This is a genomic window from Bradyrhizobium sp. SZCCHNR1053, assembly GCF_032381235.1.
GTDB lineage: Bacteria > Pseudomonadota > Alphaproteobacteria > Rhizobiales > Xanthobacteraceae > Bradyrhizobium.
This window is the reverse complement of the sequence record NZ_JAUHJM010000002.1, coordinates 98648-110718: the sequence shown is the minus strand read 5'-3', so window position 1 is coordinate 110718 and position 12071 is coordinate 98648. Positions and strand designations below refer to the sequence as shown.

12 protein-coding genes are annotated in these 12071 nt (G+C 64.7%); 7 read left to right on the top strand and 5 right to left on the bottom strand.

Annotated features, from left to right (window positions below; genetic code table 11):
* Positions 1-640 precede the first annotated feature (640 nt).
* The 3 genes from QX051_RS05450 to QX051_RS05440 all read right to left on the bottom strand — a co-directional run bounded on the left by QX051_RS05450 (position 641) and on the right by QX051_RS05440 (position 3808).
* The gene (locus QX051_RS05450) at positions 641-889 is read right to left on the bottom strand and encodes a hypothetical protein (protein ID WP_315734314.1); all 249 of its coding nucleotides are present in this window, start codon (positions 887-889) and stop codon (positions 641-643) included.
* 854 nt (positions 890-1743) lie between these two features.
* Positions 1744-3168: a sensor histidine kinase gene (locus tag QX051_RS05445; RefSeq protein WP_315775383.1), complete on the bottom strand. Its 1425-nt coding sequence runs from the start codon at positions 3166-3168 to the stop codon at positions 1744-1746.
* On the bottom strand, positions 3143-3808 hold the full coding sequence (locus QX051_RS05440; RefSeq protein ID WP_315775382.1) for a response regulator transcription factor: 666 nt from the start codon (positions 3806-3808) through the stop codon (positions 3143-3145). The genes QX051_RS05445 and QX051_RS05440 overlap by 26 nt, the downstream gene beginning before the upstream one ends.
* Before the next feature lie 120 nt (positions 3809-3928).
* Between QX051_RS05440 and QX051_RS05435 the strand changes: the two genes are divergently transcribed.
* The 6 genes from QX051_RS05435 to QX051_RS05410 all read left to right on the top strand — a co-directional run bounded on the left by QX051_RS05435 (position 3929) and on the right by QX051_RS05410 (position 8870).
* Positions 3929-4708, top strand: a complete 780-nt coding sequence (locus QX051_RS05435) for an ABC transporter ATP-binding protein (protein WP_315775381.1) — start codon at positions 3929-3931, stop codon at positions 4706-4708.
* Between the two features lie 17 nt (positions 4709-4725).
* Complete coding sequence (locus tag QX051_RS05430) at positions 4726-5592, top strand: ABC transporter permease (protein WP_315775380.1); 867 nt, start codon at positions 4726-4728, stop codon at positions 5590-5592.
* A gap of 41 nt (positions 5593-5633) precedes the next feature.
* Positions 5634-6650 (top strand): ABC transporter substrate-binding protein, encoded by a 1017-nt coding sequence (locus QX051_RS05425; RefSeq protein WP_315734303.1) that lies wholly within the window; start codon positions 5634-5636, stop codon positions 6648-6650.
* A 178-nt stretch (positions 6651-6828) separates the two neighbouring features.
* Positions 6829-7440, top strand: coding sequence for a LemA family protein (locus tag QX051_RS05420; protein WP_315759634.1), 612 nt, complete (start codon positions 6829-6831; stop codon positions 7438-7440).
* A 15-nt stretch (positions 7441-7455) separates the two neighbouring features.
* Positions 7456-8355 carry a YgcG family protein gene (locus QX051_RS05415; RefSeq protein WP_315775379.1) on the top strand — a complete coding sequence of 300 codons (900 nt, stop codon included), beginning with the start codon at positions 7456-7458 and terminating at the stop codon, positions 8353-8355.
* A gap of 17 nt (positions 8356-8372) precedes the next feature.
* Complete coding sequence (locus tag QX051_RS05410; RefSeq protein WP_315775378.1) at positions 8373-8870, top strand: TPM domain-containing protein; 498 nt, start codon at positions 8373-8375, stop codon at positions 8868-8870.
* Between the two features lie 175 nt (positions 8871-9045).
* Here QX051_RS05410 and QX051_RS05405 read toward each other — a convergent pair whose 3' ends face one another.
* A complete protein-coding gene (locus tag QX051_RS05405) occupies positions 9046-10029 on the bottom strand; it encodes a YafY family protein (protein ID WP_315734294.1) in 984 nt (327 codons plus the stop codon).
* An 86-nt stretch (positions 10030-10115) separates the two neighbouring features.
* Between QX051_RS05405 and QX051_RS05400 the strand changes: the two genes are divergently transcribed.
* Positions 10116-10760, top strand: coding sequence for a glutathione S-transferase family protein (locus tag QX051_RS05400; RefSeq protein WP_315775377.1), 645 nt, complete (start codon positions 10116-10118; stop codon positions 10758-10760).
* A 117-nt stretch (positions 10761-10877) separates the two neighbouring features.
* Here QX051_RS05400 and QX051_RS05395 read toward each other — a convergent pair whose 3' ends face one another.
* Positions 10878-11738, bottom strand: coding sequence for a right-handed parallel beta-helix repeat-containing protein (locus QX051_RS05395; RefSeq protein ID WP_315734290.1), 861 nt, complete (start codon positions 11736-11738; stop codon positions 10878-10880).
* Between the last annotated feature and the right edge of the window lie 333 nt (positions 11739-12071).

Sequence of the window (12071 nt, the reverse complement as noted above, 5' to 3'; positions counted from 1 at the left end):
CGTGTCAGAATTCCACGGTCTCGCTATTCTGCCAACTCGTTCCGCCAAGCCCTTACACTTTGCAAGTGCACGCTGGAAGGCTACGGAAAAGCCGGCTTGTCGGATCACCCTGGGTAAGCGGTTCAAGAGCCAACAAATATGAGTCGATCATCAATTGAGAGCTGCCTGGGCACCTGATGGAGATTTCGTCTACGGCCGCCGTGGTGATCGAACAGCACGGCATGTCGGCTCATGGCCCGAAGCGAAAGTGCTGGAGCGCGCCCGACATTTCCGGAGCTGGGGTCAGATCGGCTGTGCCACCCGCCTGCCGGCCACAGCCGCCCTTGGTCCGAAGTTGACATCCAAAATAGTAGGCTCCGGTAGAATCTACTTCGCTCTTACGACCCCGCCGCAAATCCCCCAGCCTCGAAAAAGACTGGTTGCTCGCGGTCGGCCAATCGGGATGGTGAGCCTTCGCAGGACCGCGCAGAAGTGCGGCTCGATCCCTCTTGCGGTGGTGGCCTGACGGTGGACAAGGGTGGGGAGTCGGGCGATTCAGCGATGAGCAGACGACGTAATGTCACGCCCCGGGCGTCCAGTCAGCGCGAGAGGCCGTATCGTTTGGGCATCATCACTGGAAAGCAATGAGTTGAGAAGAGAACTAGGGTTTAGTTTCCCATTTCAAACAAAACTCAATGTCGTCCCATCCGATACACGCCTTATGTTCATCCCAATTGACACAGATCTTCTTTTTTCCAAAACTTACACAGTATTTTCCCGATGCCTTTGCCAAGGATGGCTCGACATATATTGTCTTTCCATCGATCTCGGTTCGCACCAAAATGGTTTTGCCTTTTTTGTCCGTTACTGTTGTTTTGTCTTTACTGAGAAACAGATCTTCATCGGTCATGGTTCTTTCTCCTAAATTGCGCGCTGCCACTTGCGTCCCGGTTCGATGTCAAGCGGTCAACTCAATATAAAACCGACCAGCACCCGTTAGCTTGGCGCGAACTTGAATTCAGTCATGCTTACACCTAGAAGTAGAAATTATCTCAGAATACTACGTGTTGATTTCGATCAAAGTCGGTCGGTCCGTCTACGACGAAAACACCCAAGCTAAAGCTGCCGGGAATGCTGGCAAGCCAGGATGTCCGCCCCAACGGTCGCGACCGGGGGCGGCTGAGTCGGGCAAAACGCGCGAAGATTTGTGCCGGTCCGATCGTACGGGAGTGCCGTAGGGGACGAAAAATCATGGGCGCGCAAAAACTCATTTCGCCAGCCGTTTCAACGCGCAAGGGCTGGTGAGGCCGTAGTCCCGAAATTTTCCTCTTTCTTTTTATCAGAAATCATGGATGATGCACGCATCCCGCCTCGACGAGAGGGGCGTTGCGCGCGATCGTCACGACACGCGAGGCGGGGATGCGATGGACGTTTTTGCGGCGTGAGACGAACGCGGCGAGGGCGGACGTGAAGTCGTGTGGTTCTGGCATCCCGACGCTGATGCTAAGTTGCTTGGGTGATGATCCGAGCGACGACGGTGGCCAAAAAGCCCGGTGCACCGAGAAGAGCACGATATAAGCGTTAAAACCGTCGCGCAGGGAAGGCCGGGACGTCTCGGCCGAACCTGTGGTTCCTGCCCCGTGCATTTTGTTCGCACGGGGGCCATGGGGGCGGCGAGCTCCCGGCCTTCCCTGCGCCCTCTCGATCTTCGAAAGGGCATGTCGATCGCAAGACCCGGGCGTGATCCGCCGCGGGACGACGACGTCATGTCTGCTGCTGTTTGAGATGTGAATCTGGACGTGGATCGACTGCTGTCGACCGATCCACCGGCAGCTCCAGTCGCACACTGAAGTCGCCTGCCACTCCGCTGAACCGCAGACGGCCGCCATGGGCCTGCGCGACCTCGCTCGCAATGGCGAGGCCGAGGCCTGAGCCGTGGGAGCCGTCGCCCTTCTGGAAGGGAGATAGCAATCGCTGCTGCGCCTCGGCGGCGATGCCGGGGCCGTCATCCCAGACGATGATCGCGACATGGCTCGCCTTGCTTTCCACCGTCACCATCAGCCGCATCTTTGCACCATGCGCCAGCGCGTTGTGAATGAGATTGGCGAGTGCCTCGCGCAGGCTGATGGCATCGACGGCGATGACGGCATCGTCTTCTGCTGGCACGAAGCTGACGGAGACCTCGCGGTCGAGCGACAGCGGCACGCTCTGCGATAGCACCGACTTGGCCAGCGCGTTGATGTCGGTCGCGGCGAAGCGCGGCGCCTGGGCGCGGTGCTGGATCATGGCGTGATCGAGCAGTTGGCTGGTGAGGCGGGCGAGATCCGCGATGCGACCGCGCAGCCTGTCGAGCGCCTTCGGGTCCTTGGTCTGATCGCTCAGCAGCTCGACCTCGGCATCGATCGCAGCGAGCGGCGTGCGCAGCTGGTGGGTGGCGTCGGCGATGAAGCGCTGCATCAGCGTGATGCGCTCGGCAAGGCGTTGCATGAAGCCGTCGATCGCGCCGACCAGCGCGCGCACCTCGCGCGGCGGCGTCATCGCGATCGGGCTCAGATCGTCCGGCCGGCGCTTGATGATCTCGGCCTCGATCCGCGTCAGCGGTGCGAACACCAGCCGCAGGCATAACGCAGTCGCCACCAGCGCCAGCACGCTCATCGCAGCGATCAGGCCGATCGCCTTGGAGGCGAGATCCCAGGTCAGTGCGTCGCGGGCGCGCAGGGTCTGCGCCAGCACGATCTGGCTCCAGCCGTCGCCGGGCGCACCGTCGAGCTTGCGCGCCACCGCGGCGATGCGCACGGCCTGGTCGCGATAGATGCCGTCGCGCAACACCACGCCCTCGCGCAGCGCCCTGGCGGGTGCGGTGACGGCGAGATCGTCATAGCCGGCGACGACGACGCCGCGCGGATCGGTGACGCGATAGAATACGAGATCATAGGCGGAGAGCGTCGCGAACGCTGCCGCCGGCGGATCCAGCGTCACGACGCCACCCTGCATGTAGATGTTCTCGGCGATCTGCACGGCGCCGCCGGCGAGCAGCTTGTCGTAGGCGTCGCGCGCGGCGGTGGCGGCATATTGCCAGGCGGCGAGGCTCAGCACGACGGCGCCGACGGCCAGGATCGCGCCGATCGCGATCAGCAGCCGCGCGCGCAGCGAGGTCCTGAGGTCACGAAGCGTGGAGCTGATAGCCAAGGCCGCGCTCGGTCTTGATTTCGACTGTTGTCGCCGCCAGCTTGCGCCGCAGCCGGGCGACGAACTGCTCGATCGCGTTCGGGCTCGGGTCCTGGTCGAAGCTGAACAACTGCTCGACCAATTCCTCCTTGGCGACGTAGCGGCCGGGACGCGCCGCGAGAATCTCCAGCACGGTCAGCTCGCGCCGCGTCAGGTCCAGCGGCTGGCCGGCGACGCTGGCGGTGCGCCCGGCGCGGTCGATCACCAGCGGCCCGAGGGTCAGCAGATTGTCGGACTGGCCGGCGGCCCGGCGCAGCAGCGCCCGCGCTCGCGCCTCCAGCTCGCGATAGTCGAACGGCTTGATCAGGTAGTCGTCGGCGCCGAGGTCGAGCGCGCCGATGCGGTCGTCCACCGCCGAGCGCGCGGTCAGCACCAGCACCGGCGTGCGCAGGCCGCGCTTGCGCAGGTGCTTGAGCACGGCAAAGCCGTCCATGTTCGGCAGCATCACGTCGAGCACGATCAGGTCATAGGTCTGCACCTCGATCAGCTCGCTCGCGGTGCGGCCGTCCTTTTCCCAGTCGACGGCGTAGCCGATCCGCTCGAACCGGCTGGTCACGGCGGCGCCGATCTCGGGCGTGTCTTCCACCAGCAGGATGCGCACGGTCTCGTTGTCCGCCTCGGAGTCAGGTTCGCGTCAGTCTCCTCCTCTATCACCTCGGATAAGGGCGCCGAAGTGCACCAAGCGAAATTTCGCACTGCAATATAACGGAGGGGAGGACGCATGACCGTCCATCAATCGCCATCTCAGTTCGAGCCGCTGCTCTCCGTCGAGGGCGTGACGCTCCAGTACAAGACGCCGGACACCTTGGTCACGGCGACCTACCGCGTCGATTTCAAGGTCTTCGATTCCGACCGCTTCGTGCTGCTGGGGCCCTCCGGCTGCGGCAAATCCACCCTTCTGAAGGCGATCGGCGGCTATCTGAAGCCAACCGAGGGCCGCATCCGCCTCAAGGGACACGACGTCAGCGAGCCCGGCCCGGACCGCATGATGGTATTTCAGGAATTCGACCAGCTCCTGCCGTGGAAGACCGTGCGCGAGAACGTCGTGTTCGCGCTGACGGCCAGCGGCCGGCTCGGCGCGGCCGAGGCCAACGAGCGCGCCAGGTCCTATATCGACAAGGTCGGCCTCACCAAGTTCATCGACTCCTATCCGCACATGCTCTCCGGCGGCATGAAGCAGCGCGTCGCGATCGCCAGGGGCATGGCGATGGAGCCGGACGTGCTGCTGATGGACGAGCCGTTCGCCGCGCTGGACGCGCTGACCCGGCGCAAGATGCAGGATGAGCTCCTGCAATTGTGGCAGGACACCCGCTTCACCGTGCTGTTCGTGACGCATTCGATCGAGGAGGCGATCAAGATCGGCTCGCGCATTCTGCTGCTGTCGCCGCATCCCGGCCGTGTCCGCGCCGAGCTCAACAGCGTGCCGCCGGGCACGATGGGCTCGCCCGAACAGGTCGCGCTCGAAGGGCGCATCAACGACATGCTGTTCGGCCATCACTGAGACACGAGGAGAGCATCATGAGCGAGACGATGGCGCTGCGCCCCGAAATCGTCAATGCAGACACGCCCCTCGGCGACGTCAAGGTCGAGGCCAGCCTGTCCTGGCTGGAACGCATCTACCACGTCGGTGCGGTCCGCAAGGCCATCATCCTGGTGGCGCTGGCCGGGCTGTGGCAGGCCTATGGATTGTGGCTCGGCAATCCCCTGTTGTTTCCGACCTTCACCGACACGCTCTCGGCCTTCTTCGAGAACATCGGCAACGGCATCATCCCTGCGCGCACCCTGGTGTCGCTGGAGACGCTGCTGATCGGCTACGGCATCGGCATCGCGCTGGCGGCCGTGCTGACCACGATCGCGATCGGATCGCGGATCGGCGCCGACATGCTGGAGGCGCTGACCTCGATGTTCAATCCGCTGCCGGCGATCGCATTGCTGCCGCTGGCGCTGATCTGGTTCGGCCTCGGCAAGGGCAGCATCATCTTCGTGCTGGTGCATTCGGTGTTGTGGGCGATCGCGCTCAACACCCATTCCGGCTTCCGCTCGGTGTCGAACACCTTGCGCATGGTCGGCCTGAACTACGGCCTGCGCGGGTTGAAGCTGGTGCGCTTCATCCTGATCCCGGCTGCATTTCCGGCCATCCTCACCGGCCTGAAGGTGGGCTGGGCCTTCGCCTGGCGCACCCTGATCGCGGCCGAGCTGGTGTTCGGCGTGTCCTCGGGTTCCGGCGGCCTCGGCTGGTTCATCTTCGAGAACCGCAACCAGTTGGAGACGGCCAACGTGTTCGCCGGCCTGTTCACCGTGATCTTCATCGGCCTCGTCGTCGAGAACGTCGTGTTCGCCACCATCGAGCGCAAGACGGTGCGGCGCTGGGGCATGCAGCACTGATTTTCGAGTTATAAGCACAACAACAAGGAAGGGAGACGACCATGTCCTGGAGCAAATCACTCACGGCCGCCGCGCTCGGCCTCACCGCGCTGCTCGGCGCCACCGGCGCCTCGCAGGCCGAGGTCAAGGAGATCAGGCTCTCCAAGGGCTACGGCATCCTCTATCTGCCGCTGATCGTGATGGAGGATCAGAAGCTGATGGAGAAGCAGGCGGAGAAGGCCGGGCTCGGTCCGTTCAAGGTGAACTGGCAGATGCTCGACGGCGGCAACATCATCAACGACGCGATGATGGCCGGCTCGCTCGACATCGCCGGCACCGGCGCGCCCGGCTTCATCACGCTGTGGGCCAAGGCGAAGGGCATTCCGGCGGTGGAGGTGGTCGGCGTCAGCGGCCTCTCTTCGACCTCGCTGTGGATGAACACCAACAATCCTGAGATCAAGTCGCTGAAGGATTTCAAGCCGAGCGACAAGATCGCCCTGCCGGGCATCAAGACCTCGCTGTCGGCGGTCATGCTGCAGATGATGGCGGCGCAGGAGTTCGGCAAGGAGAACTACGCCAAGCTCGATCCGATGACTGTCGGCCTGCCGCATCCGGAGGCGCTGGCGGCGCTCACCTCGGGCAAGACCGAGATCACGGCGCATTTCACCTCGCCGCCGTTTTCCTACATCGAGCTGAAGGATTCGAAGATTCGCCGCGTCGCCAATTCCGCCGACGTGCTCGGACGGATGACGATGGACGTGGTGTTCGCGCCCAAGCGCTTCGTCGACGCCAATCCCAAGGTCGTGCAGGCGTTCCTCGACGCGCTCGACGAGGCCTGCACGCTGATCGCCAACGACAAGGCTGCCGCGGCCGAGATCTATGCCCGCACCGCCAAGGTGAAGACCACCAAGGAGGACGTGCTGGAGATGCTGCAGGACAAGGACACCTGGTTCTCGTCGACGCCAGAGGGCGTGCTGAAGATCGCCGAGTTCATGCACGGCGTCGGCTCGATCAAGGTCAAGCCGGCGAGCTGGCAGGACATGTTCGTGACCCAGCTACGCGACCGCAAGGGCAGTTGAGCGAGACCCGTCACGGCCTGCGCGGCCAATGACTGGCATCCGCGAGGTCGCCCGGGAACTCTCCCGAACCCACGCTCCGGCCGCCGAGACTTATGTCCGGCGGCCGCCGGCCGTCATTGCGCCGCTGCCCAAGCTGTGCTCTGACGAGGCGGCACAACCGGGAGAAGGGGGACGCGCGATGCGGAAATTGCTGACCGTGCTGGCGGCGCTGATGACGCTGAGCCTGACCAATTGCGGCTACAATGCCATCCAGACCAATGACGAGCAGGTCAAGGCGGCTTGGTCCGAGGTCGTCAACCAGTATCAACGCCGCGCCGACCTCGTGCCCAACCTGGTCAACAGCGTGAAGGGCTTTGCCCAGCAGGAGAAGGACGTGCTGCTCGGCGTCACCAACGCCCGCGCCAAGGTCGGCAGCGTCCAGGCCACGCCCGACGTCGTCAACGATCCCGCTGCGCTGCAGAAGTTCCAGGCCGCGCAGAGCGAACTGACCGGCGCGCTGTCGCGGCTGCTGGTCGTCACTGAGAATTATCCGCAGCTGAAATCGGACGCGCTGTTCCGCGACCTGATGTCACAGCTCGAAGGCACCGAGAACCGCATCACGGTGGCGCGCAACCGCTTCATCAAGGCGGTCCAGGAATACAACGTCGGCATCCGCACCTTCCCGAATAACCTGACCGCAATGATGTTCGGCTACAAGGAGAAGGCCAACTTCACGGTCGAGAACGAACGCGAGATCTCGGTGGCGCCGAAGGTCGATTTCAACGCGCCGTCGCCTGCGCCGTCGAAATAGCCGGAGCAGGGAATCGTGCGCGCGCTGCCGGTCCTCAAGGCGCTGCTTGCGACGCTGCTCGTCTGCTTCGCAACGATGGTGCTGGCCGACGTCGCGGTGCCGCAGCTCACCGGCCGCGTCGTCGACCAGACCGGCACGCTGTCCTCCTCGGACATCGCAGGCCTCACGCAGAAGCTGAAGGACCTGGAAACCCGCAAGGGCAGCCAGGTCGCGGTGCTGATCGTGCCGACGACGCAGCCCGAGACCATCGAGCAGTTTTCGCTCCGCGTCGCCGAGACCTGGAAGATCGGGCGCAAGAAGGTCGACGACGGCGCGCTGCTGGTGATCGCCAAGAACGACCGCAAGCTGCGCATCGAGGTCGGCTACGGCCTCGAAGGCAGCCTCACCGACGTCACCGCGCGGCGCATCATCGACGAGGTCATCACGCCGAAATTTCGCAGCGGTGATTTCGCCGGCGGCATCGACGCCGGCGTCGATCGCATCATCGGCGTGATCAATGGGGAGACCCTGCCGGTGCCGCAGCCCCAGGCCTCGCACGGCACGGATCTCGACATCGACTCGATCTCCTCCTTCGCGCCGGTGGCGCTGTTTGGTGCGCTGGTGATCGGCGGCATCCTGCGGACCCTGCTCGGACGACTGATCGGATCGCTCGCGACCGGCGGCGCTATGGGCGTGATCGCCTGGCTGCTGGTGGGATCGGCGGGTCTCACGGCGCTGTCGGCCATTGCCGGCTTCGTCATCGCTTTCATTGCCGACAGTTTCGCCGGGATGAATACGCCGGGCAGCGGCCGCCGCGGCGGCTGGTCGAGCGGATCGTCCTCAGGCGGTTGGAGCAGCGGCAGCTCGAGCGACAGCGGAAGCTTTTCCGGCGGTGGCGGCAGCTTCGGCGGCGGCGGCGCCTCGGGCAGCTGGTAAGGACGGGATGCGCGACCATGGGCATCAAGCGGATCGGGCGGCATCTCCTGCATCATCCCTGGCAGATGAAGCGTATCTTCACGCCGGACGTGCTCGCGCGCATCGAGCAGGCGATCAAGGATGGCGAGCGCACCCATGCCGGCCAGCTTCGCTTCGTCGTCGAGGGCGCGCTCGACGGCCGGCCGCTATGGCGCGACCAGCCGCCGCGCGAGCGCGCGTTGGACCTGTTCTCGCACCTGCGGATCTGGGACACCGCGCACAACAATGGCGTCCTGATCTATCTGCTCTTGGCCGATCGCGACGTCGAGATCATCGCCGACCGCGGCATCCACGACCGTGTCGGCGCGGCGGGTTGGGAGGCGATCTGCCGGGCGATGGAGGCTGAGTTTCGCGCCGGCCGCTTTGAGCAGGGCGTGGTCGATGGCATTGCCGCGGTGTCACGCGAGCTCGCCAGGCACTACCCGCCGCACACCGGCGATCCCAACGAGCTGCCCGACGCGCCAGTGGTGCTGTAGCGATCCATTCCGCGGCACACGTCTCGCTCAACCCGACTTGAAATTGGCGGGCACGATTCCAACCCCGTCATTGCGAGCGCAGCGAAGCAATCCAGACCGTCTCTGCGGAGGGATTCTGGATTGCTTCGCGGCGCCGCTGCGCTCGCAATGGCGCGGACGGAGCCGTGTTTGCCATTCACGTCGTCGTCGCAGAAGCGCCGTACCGCTTCGCCATCGCCCCCGCCATCTCCGTCATCTTCGCCCGCAACTCGGGCGGATCGAGCACTTCGACCTCCGGCCCGAAGCGTAGCAGCTCGCCAACCGCATGCCATAGTGTTGTTCCGGTCGGGATCGTCGCGATGCGCCAGCCATCGGCATCGGCTTCGTCGGCCAGGCGCGTGCGGGCGCGCACATAGGGCTGACTCAGCGCCTCTAGCAGCCGCACGCCGAGCGGTGACAGCCGCACCGTTGCGAGCTTCGGATGCAGCTCCGCTTCCAGCCGCTCGGTCGCAGCCCGCCAATAGGCGGCGAGATCGAAGTCGGCGGGCCGCGCGAAGGTCTCCACTGTGACGGTGCAATCGAGCACGCGCGCCACGCGATAGGTGCGCACGCTGCGCTCGACCTGCCCTGCGAGATACCAGCCGCCGCCCTTGAGCACGAGGCCGAGCGGCGCCACCCGGCGGCGCTTCTCGGCGCGCCAGCTCTGATAGCGGATGTCGATCAGGCGGTCGGCGAGCAGCGCGTCCGCAATGGTTCGCAGATGCGTCGGCTCCTCGGACTCGCCGAACCAGCCAGGCGCGTCGAGATGGAAGCGCGCCTGCATGCGGCCGGCATTGGCGCGCAGGCTCTCCGGCAGGGCCGCCACCAGCTTGGTCTGCGCCGCGCTCATCGCGCCATCGAGCCCGAGCGCGGCGGCGGGGCCCGGCAGGCCCGCCATGAACAGTGCGTCGGTTTCCGTCGGCGACAGCCCGTTCAGCCGCACGCGATAGCCGTCGAGCAGGCGGAATCCGCCTTCGGCGCCGCGCTCGGCATAGACCGGGATCCCCGCCGCGGCGAGCGCGTCGATGTCGCGATAGATCGTGCGCACCGAGACCTCGCAGGCGTCTGCGAGCTCGGGCGCGGTAACCTGTCCCCTGGCCTGCAGGGTGGTGAGGATCGAGAGCAGCCGGCTCGCGCGCATGCCCTTCTTTAAACATACCTGACACACCTTGTCAGGTATGGTGTGCGACAAGCCCGCACCGCAGCCGGCAATGGGAGGACACCATCATGACCGCCGACGACAAGATCACGCTGTATTACTCGCCGCAGACCCGCGCCGCCGGCACCCGCGTCCTGCTCGAGGAGCTGGGCGCGCCCTACGATCTGCATGTCCTCAACATGAAGGCGGGCGAGCAGCGCAAGCCGGAGTTCCTGGCCGTCAATCCGCTCGGCAAGGTGCCGACGATCGGACATCGCGGCCAGATCGTGACCGAGCAGGTCGCGATCTTCATCTATCTCGCTGATCTGTTTCCGCAAGCGGGGCTGACGCCGGCGCTCGACGATGCCATGCGCGGGCCCTATCTGCGCTGGATCGCCTATTACGGTGCGTCGTTCGAGCCCGCCGTGATCGACCATTTCATGAAGCGCGAACCGGCCCCGATCACGCAGTCGCCCTACGCCGACTACGACACGATGCTGGGTGCGCTTGAGCAGCAGCTCGCCAAGGGGCCGTATCTGCTGGGCGAGCGCATGACCGCTGCCGACATTCTGTGGGGCGTCGCCTTCAACTGGACCATGATGTTCGGCGTCGTGCCGCGCAAGGACGTGTTCGTGCGCTATGCCGAGCGCGTCACCCAGCGTCCGGCGTTCCAGCGCGTCACCGCCGCGGATGCCGAGATGGCGGCCCAGCACGCGGCCGCCGCCGGCGTCTGAGCGCCAGCATCGACGCAATCGAGCGAGGTCCCGCCGGCAACGGGACCTCGCTCGTGCGATTGCACGTTGTCCGCCAGGCGCGGGTCGCCGAACGTCCGACCTCCCGCGTCGCCGTCGCTAATTCAGGCTGATCCCCGTGAGCGGCGTGCCGTCGACGCCGTTGTTGCTGATCGCGTTGTTCTTGAAGGACGAGACGGAGCCGCCGCCGGTCTGGACGACGCCGTTGGCGTTGCCCTGGATGACGGAATTTCCCAACGTCACGATGGCGCCGCTGCCGCTCGCCAGAACGCCGGTGTTGTTGAACTCGGAGGTCAGCCGGTCGAGAAACACGCCCATCCCCGGCTTTCCGGCCGGGACCGTGGCGGATATCCCGGCATTGGCATTTTCGATGGCCTTCGTGTTCGAGACGAGCACGCTGATCGCGCTGCTCGAATTCGCGGTCGAGACCGTGACGCCGAACGCGGACGCCTTGAGCGAGGAGTCCGCGATCACCACCTGTGCCGCACCGGTCGGCGCGACCGAGATTGCGCTTTGCGAGAAGTTCTCGAAGGTACAGTTCTCGACGACGAGCTTTCGGCCGGCCAGGAAATTGACGCCGTTGAGGCCGAGGGTTGTGCCGGCGCCGTTGATGCTCAGATTGCGCAGGATGATGACGTCGTTGGCGCCGGCATTCACGTTGATGCCGTTGGTCGCCGACGCCAGGATCGAGGCCATGGTCCCCCCGCCGTCGATCGTGATCGATTTGGTGATCGTGACGGCGCCGTAGCCGCCGGGATCGAGCACGTCGATCTCACCGCCGGCGGCGGTCTTCGAGATCGCACCGGCGAAGGTCTTGCAGGGCGCCGTGCGGCTGCACGGGTTGACGTCGTCGCCGACGCCGGACACCCAGGTCCGCGTCGCCTGCGCGTGAGCCCCTGGCGAGGCAAGGATCAAAAGTGCGGCGCACAAAAATCCGATCGAAGAAATGAGCTTTCGCATGAGCGCTCCCCTTGAAATGCTGGAGATGAAAAAATAACCCGAACGCAGAGTATTAGTCTACGAAAGCAACCAGAGCGTTCATCGAAAAGGACGAGGCGAGACGGCACATTTGCGATCGAGAACCGGCGCCCAGCCGAAACGCGGTGAGAATTCATGACGACGCCGGCAAGACAGCTCATAGTTTGCTCGCCTTCGCCCCTCCTGCCAATTGAGTGCACATTGTCCTGTGATTTGGCGCAGGCGCCTTGGAAGATCGCTCTGCGCAGGATCAACGTTTTTTTTAAGAGCGACGTAAGTAAAAATGTTTGAAGTATTCGGCGCCGCCCCTCTGGC

Excerpts from the sequence above, each read along its gene's own strand:
- QX051_RS05435 (WP_315775381.1), top strand. The coding sequence starts at position 3,929 with ATGACCGTCCATCAATCGCCATCTCAGTTCGAGCCGCTGCTCTCCGTC.
- QX051_RS05425 (WP_315734303.1), top strand. The coding sequence starts at position 5,634 with ATGTCCTGGAGCAAATCACTCACGGCCGCCGCGCTCGGCCTCACCGCG.
- QX051_RS05450 (WP_315734314.1), bottom strand. The coding sequence starts at position 889 with ATGACCGATGAAGATCTGTTTCTCAGTAAAGACAAAACAACAGTAACG.
- QX051_RS05420 (WP_315759634.1), top strand. The coding sequence starts at position 6,829 with ATGCGGAAATTGCTGACCGTGCTGGCGGCGCTGATGACGCTGAGCCTG.
- QX051_RS05405 (WP_315734294.1), bottom strand. The coding sequence starts at position 10,029 with ATGCGCGCGAGCCGGCTGCTCTCGATCCTCACCACCCTGCAGGCCAGG.
- QX051_RS05395 (WP_315734290.1), bottom strand. The coding sequence starts at position 11,738 with ATGCGAAAGCTCATTTCTTCGATCGGATTTTTGTGCGCCGCACTTTTG.
- QX051_RS05410 (WP_315775378.1), top strand. The coding sequence starts at position 8,373 with ATGGGCATCAAGCGGATCGGGCGGCATCTCCTGCATCATCCCTGGCAG.
- QX051_RS05430 (WP_315775380.1), top strand. The coding sequence starts at position 4,726 with ATGAGCGAGACGATGGCGCTGCGCCCCGAAATCGTCAATGCAGACACG.
- QX051_RS05400 (WP_315775377.1), top strand. The coding sequence starts at position 10,116 with ATGACCGCCGACGACAAGATCACGCTGTATTACTCGCCGCAGACCCGC.